18 protein-coding genes and 2 pseudogenes are annotated in these 15514 nt (G+C 43.4%); all 20 read right to left on the bottom strand.

All coding sequences use genetic code 11. The annotated features are described in order from the left end of the window. A pseudogene (locus B3W37_RS07290) lies at nt 1-167 on the bottom strand (phage portal protein); the annotation flags it as partial. 162 nt (nt 168-329) lie between these two features. After that, nucleotides 330-794, bottom strand: coding sequence for a hypothetical protein (locus B3W37_RS07285; RefSeq protein WP_483175204.1), 465 nt, complete (start codon nt 792-794; stop codon nt 330-332). Between the two features lie 114 nt (nt 795-908). Then, complete coding sequence (locus tag B3W37_RS07280; protein ID WP_446820795.1) at nt 909-2510, bottom strand: terminase large subunit; 1602 nt, start codon at nt 2508-2510, stop codon at nt 909-911. A gap of 82 nt (nt 2511-2592) precedes the next feature. After that, a complete protein-coding gene (locus B3W37_RS07275; protein ID WP_446818686.1) occupies nt 2593-2772 on the bottom strand; it encodes a DUF5049 domain-containing protein in 180 nt (59 codons plus the stop codon). Beyond that, nucleotides 2769-3008, bottom strand: a complete 240-nt coding sequence (locus tag B3W37_RS07270) for a DUF4314 domain-containing protein (protein WP_446818687.1) — start codon at nt 3006-3008, stop codon at nt 2769-2771. Before B3W37_RS07270 ends, B3W37_RS07275 begins: the two co-directional genes overlap by 4 nt. 18 nt (nt 3009-3026) lie before the next feature. After that, entirely contained in the window at nt 3027-3674 is a 648-nt protein-coding gene (locus tag B3W37_RS07265; RefSeq protein WP_483175203.1) for a virulence protein, read from the bottom strand. A gap of 297 nt (nt 3675-3971) precedes the next feature. Then, on the bottom strand, nt 3972-5198 hold the full coding sequence (locus B3W37_RS07260) for a site-specific DNA-methyltransferase (RefSeq protein WP_446818689.1): 1227 nt from the start codon (nt 5196-5198) through the stop codon (nt 3972-3974). A gap of 6 nt (nt 5199-5204) precedes the next feature. Further along, a complete protein-coding gene (locus tag B3W37_RS07255; RefSeq protein ID WP_446818690.1) occupies nt 5205-5783 on the bottom strand; it encodes a P27 family phage terminase small subunit in 579 nt (192 codons plus the stop codon). Nucleotides 5784-5879: 96 nt separating this feature from the next. Continuing rightward, nucleotides 5880-6248, bottom strand: a complete 369-nt coding sequence (locus tag B3W37_RS07250; RefSeq protein WP_446818691.1) for an HNH endonuclease — start codon at nt 6246-6248, stop codon at nt 5880-5882. 132 nt (nt 6249-6380) lie between these two features. Continuing rightward, the gene (locus B3W37_RS07245; RefSeq protein ID WP_446818692.1) at nt 6381-6788 is read right to left on the bottom strand and encodes a hypothetical protein; all 408 of its coding nucleotides are present in this window, start codon (nt 6786-6788) and stop codon (nt 6381-6383) included. After that, entirely contained in the window at nt 6785-7003 is a 219-nt protein-coding gene (locus tag B3W37_RS07240) for a hypothetical protein (protein ID WP_446818693.1), read from the bottom strand. The genes B3W37_RS07245 and B3W37_RS07240 overlap by 4 nt, the downstream gene beginning before the upstream one ends. Beyond that, nucleotides 7000-8373: an SNF2-related protein gene (locus tag B3W37_RS07235; protein WP_446818694.1), complete on the bottom strand. Its 1374-nt coding sequence runs from the start codon at nt 8371-8373 to the stop codon at nt 7000-7002. Before B3W37_RS07235 ends, B3W37_RS07240 begins: the two co-directional genes overlap by 4 nt. A 143-nt stretch (nt 8374-8516) precedes the next feature. Then, nucleotides 8517-8801, bottom strand: a complete 285-nt coding sequence (locus B3W37_RS07230) for a VRR-NUC domain-containing protein (protein ID WP_446818695.1) — start codon at nt 8799-8801, stop codon at nt 8517-8519. Between the two features lie 143 nt (nt 8802-8944). Next, nucleotides 8945-11191 (bottom strand): phage/plasmid primase, P4 family, encoded by a 2247-nt coding sequence (locus B3W37_RS07225; protein ID WP_446818697.1) that lies wholly within the window; start codon nt 11189-11191, stop codon nt 8945-8947. 73 nt (nt 11192-11264) lie between these two features. Further along, nucleotides 11265-11912, bottom strand: coding sequence for an antA/AntB antirepressor family protein (locus B3W37_RS07220; protein WP_446818698.1), 648 nt, complete (start codon nt 11910-11912; stop codon nt 11265-11267). Next, nucleotides 11909-12227 (bottom strand): annotated as a pseudogene (locus tag B3W37_RS07215) (DUF7768 domain-containing protein). Before B3W37_RS07215 ends, B3W37_RS07220 begins: the two are co-directional and overlap by 4 nt. Continuing rightward, entirely contained in the window at nt 12224-12430 is a 207-nt protein-coding gene (locus B3W37_RS07210; protein ID WP_446818699.1) for a hypothetical protein, read from the bottom strand. The pseudogene B3W37_RS07215 and the gene B3W37_RS07210 overlap by 4 nt, the downstream one beginning before the upstream one ends. A 151-nt stretch (nt 12431-12581) precedes the next feature. Further along, nucleotides 12582-14522 (bottom strand): DNA polymerase, encoded by a 1941-nt coding sequence (locus tag B3W37_RS07205; RefSeq protein ID WP_447182362.1) that lies wholly within the window; start codon nt 14520-14522, stop codon nt 12582-12584. A 70-nt stretch (nt 14523-14592) separates the two neighbouring features. Continuing rightward, nucleotides 14593-15162: a DUF2815 family protein gene (locus B3W37_RS07200; protein ID WP_446818701.1), complete on the bottom strand. Its 570-nt coding sequence runs from the start codon at nt 15160-15162 to the stop codon at nt 14593-14595. A 13-nt stretch (nt 15163-15175) separates the two neighbouring features. Next, the coding region (locus tag B3W37_RS07195) for a DUF2800 domain-containing protein (RefSeq protein ID WP_483175201.1) at nt 15176-15514 on the bottom strand (339 nt) is incomplete at its 5' end.

The raw sequence follows: 15514 nt of genomic DNA, 5'->3' as shown, positions 1-15514 counted from the left end.
TCAGCCAGTATTCTCACGCATGAATAGACCGCCGTCATCTGCATTGCCGTATGTTCATTAACAGGTTTTCCGGCAGTAGTTCCTCCGAAAAAGAAGCTGTAACGGCTGCCGCTTAGACTATCCTTAGGCTTGTCACGAGCCTTAAATATTCCTTGCAATATTCCCATTGACATCACTCTCCTTAAAAATGGGCATGAAAAAAGCACCTCGGTTGAGATGCTTTTGGGGTATTTATCTATTAATTTAAGTCATATATTATAAATACTATGCAACTAGGAGATAAGTCTAAATATATCTTTTGGTATTTCTCCATTTAGTTGGTTGATTATTTACCTCTTTGTTTCCAAATTTAAAGAAATTTTATTGAACCTTTTCTCATTTTCGTACCAAGCAACAATTCCAGCTATAGCACCAAAAATAAAGAGAAAAAACATCAACCCCATACTTACATTTATAGGTAACTCCGATAAGATAAAACCGGGTGTACGACCATTTACAATAAATTGACTGCTGAATACGATAACTACTATAAAAATAATAGTTCGCAAGCCCTCCCTAATCATATTAGTTAAGCGCCCTTTTTCTCTCTTCGTTTTCCATTTAAAATAAAACCTCTTTTCGAAGGAATCACTTCTGATGATTCGATAAAATGCAAGCGGAATAAAGACAAAAACAACTATTATATAATACAGGCTCATATGATAAACATGACTATGAAAGGGTATAATCAATAGAATCATTAGTAATACGATTGCAATGATATTTTTCCCTTTTTTTAACTCTTGTGAAAGCAATTGCATCCCTCTTCTTCCTTCATTGTTACTGTACACTTTTGAGTCACATTATTCTACTAGTGTTCAATAAAATCTTTACTTAATTAAATCGATTATAACATGAAACCAATAGCACTAAAGTATTAAAAGCCCTCTATCATCGTAAACTGAAGACCCTGTCTCTCCGCCACAACGTATTGCTCTATCAAGAGCCATAATCGTAGAAACAGCACCATCAATTCTTTCAGTCGATTTTTCTTTATCCGGCTTGATGTTTCCAGCAGGATCGGTACGGATAAAGATGTTATCCATCATCCAACGAAGCACTGGATGCCCGCCATGGGCTAACTTTTCTTCTAAAGTAAGCTTCATCAGTTCCTTGGTGGGCGGTGACATATCCTTAAAACCCTGACCAAAAGGAACAACAGTAAAACCCATACCTTCAAGATTTTGCGTCATTTGCACAGCACCCCAACGGTCAAAGGCGATTTCACGAATGTTATAGTCCATGCCTAATTCCTCAATGAAAGATTCTATAAAGCCATAATGGACAACATTGCCTTCAGTGGTTTTAAGAAAACCTTGCTTTTCCCACAAGTCATAATTAACATGGTCCCGCCGGACACGTAAATCAATATTCTCTTCCGGTATCCAAAAGTAAGGTAAGACACTGTATTTATCATCTTCATCAATCGGAGGAAACACCAGTACAAAAGCTGTAATATCGGTGGAAGAGGAAAGGTCTAGTCCGCCATAACAAACTCGCCCTTTTAGCTTTTCTGGATCAACCTTAAACGCGCAAGCATCCCATTTATCCATCGGCATCCAGCGCACTGATTGTTTCACCCATTGATTTAATCGAAGTTGCCGGAAGCTATTCTCTTCTGCTGGGTTTTGCCTTGCTGATTCAAATGCTGCTTTAACCTTATCCATTGTCACTGTGATTCCCAAAGAAGGATTTGCCTTTTTCCATACCTTCGGATCCGTCCAGTCATCCTCCAATTCGGCTCCGTAAATAACAGGATAGAAGGTAGGGTCATTCTTTCTACCGTCAAGGATATCTACTGCCTTCTGATGTACTTCCCAGCAGATGCTGTTTTGATTATCCCCGGCGGTGGTTATTAGGAAATATAAAGGCTGCATTCTGGCATCTCCGCTGCCTTTGGTCATAACATCATATAACTTTCTATTGGGCTGAGTATGCAGCTCATCAAAGACTACACCATGGGTGTTAAAGCCATGCTTGTTTTTGATATCAGCGGAAAGCACCTGATAAACACTTCCTGTGGGCTTATAGATTAGCCTTTTCATGGAATCAAGGATTTTAACACGTTTTGCTAAAGCCGGGCACATCCGCACCATATCAGCAGCCACGTTAAAAACAATAGATGCTTGATTGCGATCAGCGGCACAGCCATAAACTTCAGCTCGTTCTTCTCCATCACCACAAGTAAGAAGGAGAGCAATAGCAGCGGCTAGCTCACTTTTACCCATCTTTTTCGGGATTTCTACATAAGCGGTGTTAAACTGTCGATATCCGTTAGGCTTTAAAATACCAAAAACATCTCTTACAATCCGTTCCTGCCAGTCTATAAGCTCAAAGGGTTTTCCCGCCCATGTACCTTTAGTGTGGTTAAGGGCCTGTATAAAAGAAACAGCATAGTCGGCGGCATCCTGGCAATAAACTGAATCCTTCGCCATAAACTTTGTGGAGGTGTATTTCTTTAGTTTCCGAATGAGTGCCGCCTCCTTTCCAAAATATAAAATGGGCAAAAGAAAAGAGCCTTCGCTTGAAAGCCCCTTGCTTTTAAAAATCTATTTACGGTGTTTCACCAGTCAGAATAAAACGACCGTATTCATCTTTATGCTCTTCCAAATATAAAACCAACTCGTAAAAGCCTAGGCAGTTAGCTTCATGCTGGACTCTATTAACATCAAACATATTTGTAACACCGCTGTTCCTAATAATTAGTATCTGCTCCTTAATCTTCTCATTCATATTCTGGCCCCCCCAATTTTCCGGCATTCATCTTCGCCAAAAGCTATCCCTAAAGAGCTACCAGAATCCCAATTTACATGGATTGTTCCAATGTCATCAACACCAGTGACAGTGCCTTTAGTGCCGGGCTGAAGCTTGGTATAGGGGTCATTCATTCTGATAAGCATTACCCTTGTGCCTGGTGGATAATAGCTTCTTAGCTGTTTTAGCATTTCCGGGTGTATTTCTTTAAGCATTCTTAATCCTCCTTGCCTTTATTTTATCTTCGCATAAGCAGCACTGCCGGTTAGTTTAGACAAAAGAATTCTGCGCTCAGCTTTGTATTCCGGGCCTATAAAGCCCAGCCTCAGGAGGAAGCAACGGAAGGCATACTTCTCATTTTCCACAGCTTTTTCTCTGGCATTAACCCTTTTCTGCGTCTTGGCCATTTCGCAAAGAGCCGCAATAAAATGGGTGTAGGCTTTGATTTCATCGGAGTTCCGCTCACCCCTAAACCAAGGAAAACTTATGATTTCTTCTTCAACGATTACCGGAACTGAGTCGGTATCCAAAGCCTTCTTAATGAGAGTTTCTTTGCTTTCTACCAGTCTTTTTAGGTTTTCAATCGCTGCATCAGTAAAATCTGCCCTTGGCATTTCGATGGTCAAGGAATCTACTTCTTCTTGTAATGCTGAATCTTTAAAAGGCAGTTCCTCATAGTCCTTATAAGGACTAATCCTGCCGCCGAGAGCAGCTTCAAAGGGGATCTGCAAATCCTCTGGAACGGGCTCTGCTTCAGGAAGCGGGGCATCATATTTTTCACAAACCGCTTTGAAATCATGTAATCCTAAAAGGTCAGCAACCAGTCCGGGGTTGTCCTTACCTGCAAGCACCCCGTTCCTGTCAACGTTATAGCTGTCCACCACATAAGTGAAGGTAGGAGCACCCAGGTATTTTACTGGGGCGTTTAGTTCCTGGCTGATAGCTTCTACCAGGGCTTTGCGTCTTGGGCCTGTCATATTGTAGTCAATTCTCATTTTCCATACCACCTTTCTTTTTTGGTAGTAACATATATCACTCTGAAAGCTGTAAATAGCAAGTGGTATGTGAGTTATATTATTTAGAATATGCGACTTAAGGTTTGGCGGCGGTCAAGCATTGAGCACCCTGATATCTATACCTGGCACCATCTCTAACCATTGGAGGTTCAATTTTGTTTATCAGGAGTCTTTAAACAGCAGCTCTGGATTTACAGGGCTGCCGTTTAGTTTTATAGCGTTTTCAGGAAAGTTCTGATAATATCGCTTCACAATAACATCGCAGAACTTTTCATCAAGCTCAATCATATGACAGATTCGGTTCGTCTGCTCGCAGGCAATAAGTGTACTTCCGGAGCCGCCGAAGGGATCAAGAACGATGCAATTAGTTAAGCTTGAGTTTAAAATAGGGTAAGCCACCAGTGTAACAGGCTTCATTGTTGGATGATCTGCATTCTTTTTCGGCTTTTCAAATTCCCAAATGGTAGTTTGCTTGCGGTCGGCATACCAGTTGTGTTTGCCAGACTTCTTCCAGCCAAAGAGCACAGGCTCATGTTGCCACTGATAGGGAGAACGTCCCAGAACCAGCGATTGCTTTTTCCAAATGCAGGTGCCGGAAAGATAAAAACCAGCATCAGAGAAAGCCTTTCTGAAATTCAACCCTTCAGTATCCGCATGGAATACATAAATAGAAGCATCCTTTGCCATTGCTGCTTCGATGTTTTTAAACGATGCAAGCAGGAAGTTATAGAATGCTTCATTAGCCATATTATCATTTTTAATTTTTCCAGCTGTTCCTTCATAATTTACATTGTAAGGCGGATCTGTAACTGTAAGGTTAGCTTGTTTTCCATCCATCAATAGTTCAAATGTTTCAGCCTTAGTGGAATCACCGCAAACAAGACGATGTTTTCCTAAAAGCCAAATATCACCCAGTTTAGTAGTAGTAGGTTTTTTTAGCTCCGTATCTACATCAAAATCATCTTCTTGGACATCATCATTATCGCTCAACAATTTATTTAACTCCGCATCGTCAAAACCAAGAAGGGAGATATCAAAATCTACACCTTGAAGATCAGAAATCTCTACCGAAAGCATCTCAGCATCCCAGCCTGCGTTTAAGGCCAGGCGATTGTCGGCAATAATGTAAGCTCGTTTTTGCGCTTCGCTAAGATGCTCTGCAAATACACAAGGGACTTCCTTGACGCTTTCTTCCTTGGCAGCCAGGATTCTGCCATGACCTGCTATGATGTTTAAATCCTTGTCCACAATGACCGGGTTGACAAATCCAAATTCCCTCAGCGATGCTCTAAGTTGGAGAATCTGTTCCTTGCTGTGTGTACGAGCATTTCTAGCATAGGGTACCAGTTTATCTATATTTACTTTTTCAAAACGTTCTGTTGAATTCACTTATTATCACCGTCCCTTCCTATTGGATAAAAGGGCCTCCATAATATCATCCTGGGGATTGCCCACAAAAGCGGTGGTGCAGTTTTGCTTTACTATGTCAAAAATCTCATACCATAAGAGATTTGCCTGTTTCTGAAATGACTGACTCATCTGCACAAAGGGGCTGGCGATTGCTCCGCCTGTGGTAGGATGTTTTCCCAAAAGCCCGTAAGTGCTAATGGCCTCTTCGCATTGAATGTATCGTGTAAAGGCTTGAGCATAAGCTTCAATTAGCCTTGGGTTAACAAATTTTTCGCAGCCTCGGTCTCTTAACCATTTCCAGGTTTCGATAAATAGTGCATCCGCCCCTAAAGGCTTTCCGTCCTTTTGCCTGGTGCTAAGGTAGTCGCTTGGCGCAGGCATATCTTCTCCGTAAAGATCAGAGTCCACATCTAAGTCCTCAACTTCCAGTATCGACTCAGGGGTTATGTCCGGCACTTCCAGTATTTTTGCGGTTTTACCTTTATTGATTTTATCTGCAAGAGGATCTGGTTTGTCTCCTGCACGAACTCGCCTGCCGCCTCTGTTTGTTCCGTCTTTTGCCATACGCCATCACCTCCTTTCCAGACACGGCTTCAATCCCCCCTTTGAACCGGTATTTTTCAACACGAAGCCCCCCGCCGCTGTCCGCTAAAAAAGGTTTTAGAGATTTGACTGCCCCCACCGGTCACCGCTCTCGACAGTGATTCGGGAGTGGCAGGATTTACAAAGAGACATGAGGTTGTTCTTCTCGTTTCCTCCGCCCTTCGATAGGGGAAGGATGTGATGGACTTCCTCAGCAGGGGTAAGCCTGCCTTGCCTTTGGCACTCTTCACAAAGGGGGTGGACCTTGATGTATCTATCGCGGATGCGTTTCCATGCACGGCCGTATCGTTTGTTGGATGCAGGGTCGCGTTGATGTTTGTTGTAATTTCTATTCATAGTTTTTTGGTGTTCAGCGCAGTATTGCCCGTCACTAACGAGCCGACCGCAGCTGGGGTAAGAACAGGGTCTTTTAGGCTTCCTTGGCATTTCCTCACCTCAATTCTGGCCATGAAAAAAGCCCCCGCAGATTTTTCCACGAAGGCCCTGGATCTTTATATTTATCTACCTTGATAGTATCACAAAAGCAATACTGACAAACAGTGACATTAGGTGACAACTTTAAGGAATTTGAATTATTCCAACCGCATCATCGTGTATTCGGTAGACATGCCGCACGTTATATCCCATATCCACAGCGATCTGTTCCCAAGTATCAAAACAAAGGTATCGTTTCTCAAGGAGAGTCTGATATTCAGGGTTATTGACTGTCTTAATGACTCCTACAATCTCCCGCTTTAAATCCACTAAACGATCAATGTCATTATTTATTTCTGCTTGCAGGTCCACGATTTTAGCCACTGCATCTGCCATTTTGGATGTTGCCCGGTTAGGATTCTTCGGCATGCCGGTAAGAGTGGATGTAGCTTTTGTAGCGAGCTCGTTAAGTGAAGCCACCTGTTCTAATTTACTATTTATCCGTTGGTCCAGGCGATAAGCCTGTCCGAGATATTCTTTCGCCGTCATCATATAACCTCCCCCTTAAGTTTTTCTATAAGCATCTCCGGGTCAACTGTAGTAAGCGATGCGTACCAGTCGGAATGGAAAAACCGCTCTACTTCACGTTTGGTATATAAAGCAGACTTATTGTTGGGGTACTTTTTCAGTTTTTTTAGTGAGTCGCGATAGTCCCTGACCGCCCGCAGGACAATGGCATTTGCCAGCATTTCATAGGGATCCTTCATGCGGTTTTTCTCCTTTCCGTTAGATTTATCTTGACTGCATTAATAAGGTCGGACTGGGTTTTTTCTTTTTTGCGAATCGCCGTCATAACCTGTTCATCAATGGTTCCTTTGGCAACGATGTGGTGGATAACCACCGTGTCCTTCTGACCTTGCCGCCATAGACGGGCATTGGTCTGCTGATATAACTCAAGAGACCAGGTAAGGCCGAACCAGATGAGGGTGGAACCGCCGCTTTGAAGGTTTAGTCCATGTCCCGCAGAAGCAGGGTGAATAACTGCAATCTGAATATCCCCATGATTCCAATCAGCGATGTCCTTTGAGGTTTTGATCTGTCTAACATCAAACCGCTTGCAGATACGCTCAAGGTCGTGGTTGTACCAGTAAGCAATAAGCACAGGCTTGCCGTTTGCACCTTCAATTAAATCCTCAAGGGCATCCAGCTTGCGGTCGTGGATATGGACCACCGCACCTTGATCATCATAGACTGCGCCATTAGCCATCTGCAGGAGTTTTCCCGATAATGCTGCGGCATTGGCTGCAGTAATTTCCTCACCCTTGATTGTTGTTATTAGATCCCGCTTCATGGCATCAAGAGTTTCCTTTTCCTTTTCGGAAAGTTTTACTTGCACTTCGTTTACAATCAGCTCCGGAAGTTTGAGATAATCAGAACCCTTCATGCTGATGGTGATGTCTGAAATCAGTCGGTAGATAGCATCTTCTGCACCGGGTTTTGGTTTGTAGGAAAATATTACTTGCTGGTTACGCTTATCCGGTACGAAATAATCCTCTCGGTACCTGCCGATAAACCTCCCAAGCCTCTGGCCCATATCAAGCAATCTAAACTCGGCCCATAAATCCATTAGACCGTTACTTGCAGGTGTGCCGGTAAGACCGATGATTCTTTTGACCCGGGGACGAACTTTCATAAGAGCCCGGAAGCGTTTAGCCTGATGATTTTTAAAGGATGAGAGCTCGTCTATAATTACAGTGTCGAAGTCAAAGGGGAGGGAGCTATCCTCTACAAGCCACTTAACATTCTCGCGGTTGATAATATAGATATCTGCCGGGGTTTTGAGAGCTGCAAGACGCTCCGTTTCCGTCCCAATCGCTACGCTTAATTTCAGGTTTCTGATATGTGACCATTTTTGAACTTCGTTTTTCCATACATTGCCGACTCTTAAAGGGCAGATGACAAGTACCTTATGCATCTCAAAATAATCAAAGAGAAGTTCATTCAATGCCGTGAGTGTGATTACTGTTTTTCCCAGTCCGCAGTCAAGCAGTATGGCGGCAGTTGGGTGATCGATAATAAACCTCACGCTGTATTCCTGGTATTTATGCAGATTAGTTCGATTTAATAAACCGTCCATAAACATCCCTCTCTTTCTGTGCTGCATGAATTTTTGAGTGTTCAGACATTGTTATTAGCAGAAGATTGTCTGAACCATTATTCAGGTAGTAGTTCTTATCTTTGATTTGTGATTTTTTCCGTTTAAATTCTTGACCACACCAGTCACAATGAATTTTCAATTTCATGTAATATCCCTCCAATTTGCTCTAGGTCATCCAAAACATAAACCTTAAAACCTAACTGCCGTAACACCCCGTGTCTTTTTATCTGTAGTGGGCGGGGTTTCTTACCCGGAGCCTTTAATTCCACAAATGCCATCTTCCCATTTGGTAATAGCACCAAGCGGTCTGGCATTCCATCAAATCCGGGACATATAAGTTTAGGTGCAATCCCACTTGCTTTTTTAACTGCCTGTACTAATTTTTGTTCTATATGTTTTTCAAGCATTTTTTGCCTCCTAAGCATCAGGGGTAACCGGGGTGCAGGTCGTAGCAGGTCATATACATAACTTTTTATATAGACTTTTTTTTAACCCCTATAGAAGACTTTATAATATGACTTGCACCGACCTGCACCTTTGGGGAAATAGCCTATTCTAGGAGAAATTCAGACCGTAACCTTAATCCCTTTACAATAACCCCCATTTTGGTCTTTTGTCTTTCAAATCCTTCTGATTCTAAAGCCGTGTAAAAATCGGTTGTGCTCCTTGTATACTCACCGGTTCTCATGCAGAAGGCCCGGTACTCTCTATATACCTCGCCTGATTTTTCGGTAAGAGCTTTATCCAGATCACAGCACTCGTCGAGAAAGTGGGCCAGCCAGTCGTTATTTTCCTTATAGGCTGAAATGGCATCCCTGACTTTTTCCGGCAGATCTCTCTGGTAATCGTCCTTAATTACTTTTCTAGATCCTTCGATTATCCAGCTGAGTATCGCTCCGCCCGCATTCTCGAAAAGGTAATCGCCGTAGTTTTTAATATCCTGGCTGCCCTCAATCTTTGCGGCAAATGGGATGACGATTAACCTTCTCCAAGTACCCGTATCAATGGCTCCAACCTTTGGCAGGTGGTTGGTGTATAAAACCAAGGTGTGGCTCGGAATATAGCTAAAGGGATCCTTGTATTTCTTTTCCGCATATATCTCATCAGTGGAGCAAAGCTGTTTAACATTAGATGTATTAAGGCGCATGCCTTCTTCCATTTCCGCAGCAATCAATAGCCTTTTTCCCTTCGCTTCGGCTAGTTCCGGCTTTACGTTTCTCCTGCAGCCAACTGTCAGTATGTCTGCAGAAATGTTGCCACTATAGGTACCAAGCACCCTGGAGATTGCGTTCCAGAAGGTAGATTTACCATTGCGGCCTTCTCCATAGGCGATAATTAAAGCCTCCACATAAACCTTGCCAATGGCGGCAAGTCCCACTACCTTTTGCACATAATCAATTAAGTCCCGGTCTTTTAAGAAGAAGGTATTTAGGGCATCCATCCATTTATCCATACCTGCTGCACCAGGTTCCACCGCTGTTTCTTTAGTAATAAAATGATTAGGGTCATGCTCCACCTTGGTGCCAAGCCTTAGATCATAAGTGCCTTTTGGGGTGTTTAGTAAAAACTCATCCGTATCAAGATCACTTTGCCTGATTTCCAGCATGGGCCGAGCTTCTTTTAATGATGCGGCTATCTCCTTTGAGTCCCGACGTTTGATGGCATATTTTCTATACGTGCTTGCAGCTTCATACATATCAAAGGCATGGGATTGCTGTTCATTAAAAGCAGCCACTGCCTTTTTAGCTCCCATATTGGCCAGTATTTCGGCCGCCCCGTTTTTCACCATTTCATCCATCGCTTTTTTCATTTCAGATCTGGCCTCTTCCAATTGCCTGGTGGTGAGTTCCTGGGCTATTGCCTGTGCCTTTGGTTTCGATTCCTCCCAAAAGCTACCATTGTAAACGATGAAATCCGTGGCAGGGGAATACCTGAGTTTACTTTCATACTCCCTTGCTAAAACTACAGCCTGGCCCACATCCGAAAAATCCGATGGTTTTAATACGCTATCCGAGTTGTAGACCTCTGGTGGAATATACCCGGCCTGAGCCGCTACTTTTTTCCCAAAGCTAACCGCACTATTCCAGATAGTATTTAATTCACTTTCCTCCAGGGGTGGGTTGCATTTTTCCGCTTGTTTTAGGAACCGGGAGTGCGCTTCCTCGGTATTGCCAAAACGCTTAATAACTCTCCCGGCATAATGGGACATGGTGCTGTTGCGTTTTCCTTTGGGTATTTCTTCCTGCTCCTCATCCCAGTCGGCAAAGCTGCTATCCTCCAGGAATTCAACAATATTCAGGCTCCCTTCAAAAAACTCAACTTCACCATTATCTGAGCCAAAAATGAACCTGGCGCTGTCAAGAGCATTTGTGTCAAAGAACGGAAAGTTTAATGCGACCTCTTGTTTTAAGGTGGCGTATTCATCCTGGTCATTAATTGTTGGAGTCATAAAATACACATGAAACCTGGGCCTTGGAGATTTATCAGACTTTTGCTTCATGTGGTTTCTGCTATAAGATATGGCATAGGAAACCCCGGGGAAGGCTATAGCCACATCAACCGGAGTAACCCAGTCTTTAAGATCATCCGAGTGGTCATTATCGCAATCAAGGACAATATTATCAGCTGTAATGAAATTGGTGTTGCTTCGATAATTGTCCTTATACTCCGCACTAACATGGTCAAACTTGATTGCTTCAAGGAAAGAATCCTTATCTTTAATTACCGTCTTTTTAGGGTAAAAACAGTTTGAGAGGTTTCCCGCACAATCCGCTGTGTAGAGGGTAAATTCAATCATTATAAAGCCTCCCCCCTACCTTTATGGGTGAAGTATCTGATCGACATACCCCGCCTTTCTGGCTTGGCGATTTTTAAATCACGCACGGTGCCACCTCCAGGAAATCTTCCCAAGCAGTGATGGGATAACTGTTAACGGTTCCAAACCTTTCGTCATTTGTTTCGCACAACCTTATTTCAATAGCGTGGGAGCGGCAATATGCTGATAGACGCTTGCCAATAGACTGGCATTCAGAAAGGTTCCAGCCCATATTGAAAACCTTGTTATATTTGGCCACTGTAAAAAACTGAAGTGATGTGTTAAGGGCTATTTCGAGAGCTTCATTTTCTTCAGTCAAAGCAAATATTTGTTTTTCAGCTTCGATAGCTTTTTGCCTAGCAATTTGTAAAGCTCGTTCCATAATTTTTTCAGGGGAATTCCAAGCTTCCTCAATGGAGATAAAATATTGTCTAAATTTCCTGCCCATCTCACTACGCTGGAGCATACAAAGTTCCTTGGCCATAGCAATTGTAATAGCGTGGTCTGTTCTCGGCTTGCCCGGAAGCCCGTCAGACCTATGGCTCAAAAATGAGCAATAGTCTTTTCCTTCTTTAAACCCGTACTCACACATGCGCGGAAACCAGTCTTTGTACTGAGTAGCCACTTTAAGTGCTGCATGAAGTTCACGCCCACTAACGGTTGGTTTCTGGTTATCATAATTAATTGCAATTAAATCTTTCATCTCCCGACCTCCTCACATCTATAGTTGAAACACCTAATAGGCATATTGCGTTTCTTCGCCTTAGCAATTTCCTGTGCCATGCCACTACTAACACGCTCGCCAAACACCCACAATTCATCACATTTACCGAGAAGAATAAGGGCAAAACGAAGTCCTAATTCTCGCTCTTCCTTGTCTTCATCATCCATAAATTGCGGATAATGCAGGTGCGGCGCTAGGGGGATACAATTCTTTTTCGTCTTTGATGATGTTTGTTAAGGCTTCATAAGGGGTCGGGTCGTAGTAACCTTCAGAATTAAACTTATTTATCCTCATAAGCCAACACCCAATTTCTCTTTACTGCAGTCTGGGCAGTAAACTGCAGTTCCATGGAGGTCACTTTCTCCATCGCTGAATAGTTCCGCCAGGTCAATCTCCACCTCACACCCGCAGCCGGGGCAGGTGCAGAACACATTGTCATCGTGGAGTTCTACAGTTATATCAACTGTAGAAGTGATTTTTTCTTTTGCATAAAACATAGGGTTCGCCTCCTCGTGTTTATTAGGGTTTTAGCCCCTTAATACCCACAGGACAGTAAGAGGAGGTTTGGCAACCAAAATGTCAATTTAAAAAGCAGATACCGCCCTCATTATCTAAAGGACAGTACCTGCCAATTTCCGTAGTATTTTTTTAGTCTTTTTTATAAAATGTACAATCAAACCCGTCAGCCCGGAGCAACAGTCCTTTTGCCCAAGGCGGGGGTTGAGTCATTTGTTTACATATATCTTCAGTGGTTATGTGGTTTTCAGCTTCAATAACAATTTCATCGTGGATGTGCATTACAATAGGAAAGTGCCGTAGATTTTGCATGGCATGGCAGAGGAGGTCACGACTGAGAGCTTGTACGATATTCTCTACAAATTTAGGACCGTAGGATTGTAGCCGCTCCCATTTTTTCGTTGCTCCGACACCCTCGTAAGTCACGCAATCTGAACCAAACTGGTTAATTCCGATTCGCGGCTTTACATAAGCAAGGCGTCTGCCGGAGGGAAGGGTTATAAAGAGCATTCCACTCTGATAGGAAAAGCGAATATTGTGTGTTTCTGCTGTGGTCCGATCCCTAACTGCCTTTATTGCCGCCCGGTCAACATCCCACCAGAAGCGCACAATGTTTGAATTAGCCGAGCGCCAAGAGTTAACCAGGGGCTTAAGCTCATCTTCACTTAACCCCATCTCCAGAGCGCCCATTGCTTTTAAGGCTCCGACTGAGCCGCCGTAACCACAGGCTAAATCTGCCACCTTACCTTTTTGCCTGAGTGGACTCTTTTTATCTATCTGATTAATAGGCACATGAAACATTTGGCTTGCCGTGGCTATATATAAGTCCTTTTTTGCCTTGTAAGCATCAAGCACCCATTTTTCACTTGCAAGCCAAGCTAAAACAATTCTCTCAATTGAAGAAAAATCCGCCACGATAAATTTGCAGCCATCCTTGGGAATAAAAGAGGTGCGTATAAGCTCCGACAATACCTCCGGCACAGAATCATAGAGCATTTCCAAAGCCGCAAAGTTGCCGGAGCGTACAAGGTTTCGGGCTTCTTTTAGGTCAGTCATATGATTTTGGGGGAGGTTTTGTAATTGTATTAATCTTCCAGAGAATCTTCCCGTACGATTTGCCCCGTAAAATTGAAACATTCCCCGAGCACGACTATCTGAGCAGACAGCGTTTTCCATTGCTTGATATTTCTTTATTGATGATTTTGCCAGCCGCTGACGGAGTGACAACACCTCACTAAGGGGTTCCGGTGCAGTCTGCAATAACTCAGATACAGCCTTTTTGCCGAGAGTATCTGTTTCAAGGCCATTGTCAGCCAGCCACGCTTTTAATTGCTGTACGGAATTAGGATTATCAAGGGAAGTCAATGTTTCCATTTTCTCTAATAGTATAGAGCGGGAAAGTTCATCTGCTTGGATTGCACAACTCACAAACTCCATATCCAGAGCTACGCCCCGGTCATTAATTTCCTGATCCAGATGATATTCATCCCAAACACTCTCCGGCACGGGAAACTTTGAAAGTTTAACCTGAATGGACATTTCTGTTTCTACATCCCTTTGGTTATATGCCTTGAATGCCTCCCATTTATCAGGGGCATGTATAGGCAGATTGCGAGTTCTTTGGCCATTAGAAGCGGTAGGTTTGCAGGGAGTGCAAAAGTAGCGAATTAAATCTCTGCCCTCCGTCAGCTTTTGTTTCTCAAGACCTAATACCGCACCAGCTCCTTCAAGGGAAAGGGGCAGCCCCATATAGGCTGACCATATCATCGTGCAACGCCATGAACTGGGGTCGAGATATTCACCAGTCGGGTAGCCCAAATAGCGTGAGAGGCATATACGTTCAAATGCACTGTTGTGGGCAAATTTCGTAATGCTATCATCTGTCAGTGCTGTCAGCACATCGCCTGGTATTTTCTCTCCGCAGGCAAGATCGACCACTTGAACAGGACCACCGTCCACGCTGTAGCCGAAAAGTATAATTTCAAAATCGGATGCTTCGACATATCGGTAAACACCAGACTTAGCGAGATTTACACTGCTGAAGGTTTCAATATCAATCTCCAATGTTTTCATTAAACGCTCCTTTCCTTATATAGAAGTAGGGCAGCGAAGAAAAAATTCGCTGCCCATAAATGTAAATTAATTAGGAAAGGAAATCCTCATCAGGGTCAGTGGCGAAATCATCCTCCGCTTTGGACTTGCCGCCGAGGGGTTCACCGTCACGGATTTTTTGTAGATTATTAAGACCGCAGGCAATTCCTTTATTGCCATTGCTATTGAAAGCATATAGATTGATGCTGGCTCTGCCGTAAACCCCACTATAAACTTCAGAACGTTCAAGGATAGGTTGAAGATCAGCATCTACAATTCCCGGAGCAGTTGCAGAGTTGGCATTGATAAAATATCCATTGGCATAAGCTGGGTCATCGGGACGCTCAAGATCCCCATCACGAAGGGGCTGTTTAATAGCAGAAAGGGGAGGTACTTTTTTACCATTGCCTTTTAGCTTTGTTTCGCCCTCTTGGTAAGCGGCTTCAATGGCAGCCTTGATTTTACCCAGGGTTTGAGTGTCAGACTTAGGGATGATAAGTGATACCGAGAATTTTGGAGTGCCGCCATTAATAGATTTTGCCTCCCATACATTTGCATAAGACCAGCGCGTATTTGGACCTGTGATAACTTTCATAGGGTTCTGGTTGACTTTTTTAGACATAATTTTTTCCTCCTTAAATTTCAATAAAATCATTTATTGCAGTATTCATAGCCGGACGCTTATCACTCTCCGGCACGAGCGTTGGTTTACCTTGCGGCTTTTCGACAAGCCCGCCAAGCAGTTCAGCGAATTTGGCTTTTCCGAGAGCCTTTTCCATGGCGGTGATGCCTTTTACCTTATGTTCGTAGGGATCGTAACCTGAAGCTTCTACTGTCTGGATAACTGCATTTTCATCGGTATATCTGCGATTGCTCCTGCCTTCTACTAGTTTTAGCCCTTGCCATTTCTTCCCGCCAAGAGCGGCTTGTAAGGCGTAGTCCTTGATGTCAGAAGCCCACGAAACAAGATCGTC

The sequence above is a fragment of the Syntrophomonas sp. UBA5494 genome (assembly GCF_002426325.1).
Note: the sequence above shows the minus strand (reverse complement) of the source record. Positions and strands in the feature narration are given on the sequence as shown.

Bases quoted from the DNA above. Each gene is read 5' to 3' on its own strand.
- B3W37_RS07275 (WP_446818686.1), bottom strand. From the start codon at position 2,772: ATGAATGAGAAGATTAAGGAGCAGATACTAATTATTAGGAACAGCGGT.
- B3W37_RS07270 (WP_446818687.1), bottom strand. From the start codon at position 3,008: ATGCTTAAAGAAATACACCCGGAAATGCTAAAACAGCTAAGAAGCTAT.
- B3W37_RS07255 (WP_446818690.1), bottom strand. From the start codon at position 5,783: ATGGCAAAAGACGGAACAAACAGAGGCGGCAGGCGAGTTCGTGCAGGA.
- B3W37_RS07250 (WP_446818691.1), bottom strand. From the start codon at position 6,248: ATGCCAAGGAAGCCTAAAAGACCCTGTTCTTACCCCAGCTGCGGTCGG.
- B3W37_RS07245 (WP_446818692.1), bottom strand. From the start codon at position 6,788: ATGATGACGGCGAAAGAATATCTCGGACAGGCTTATCGCCTGGACCAA.
- B3W37_RS07240 (WP_446818693.1), bottom strand. From the start codon at position 7,003: ATGAAGGATCCCTATGAAATGCTGGCAAATGCCATTGTCCTGCGGGCG.
- B3W37_RS07235 (WP_446818694.1), bottom strand. From the start codon at position 8,373: ATGGACGGTTTATTAAATCGAACTAATCTGCATAAATACCAGGAATAC.
- B3W37_RS07230 (WP_446818695.1), bottom strand. From the start codon at position 8,801: ATGCTTGAAAAACATATAGAACAAAAATTAGTACAGGCAGTTAAAAAA.
- B3W37_RS07225 (WP_446818697.1), bottom strand. From the start codon at position 11,191: ATGATTGAATTTACCCTCTACACAGCGGATTGTGCGGGAAACCTCTCA.
- B3W37_RS07220 (WP_446818698.1), bottom strand. From the start codon at position 11,912: ATGAAAGATTTAATTGCAATTAATTATGATAACCAGAAACCAACCGTT.
- B3W37_RS07210 (WP_446818699.1), bottom strand. From the start codon at position 12,430: ATGTTTTATGCAAAAGAAAAAATCACTTCTACAGTTGATATAACTGTA.
- B3W37_RS07205 (WP_447182362.1), bottom strand. From the start codon at position 14,522: ATGAAAACATTGGAGATTGATATTGAAACCTTCAGCAGTGTAAATCTC.
- B3W37_RS07200 (WP_446818701.1), bottom strand. From the start codon at position 15,162: ATGTCTAAAAAAGTCAACCAGAACCCTATGAAAGTTATCACAGGTCCA.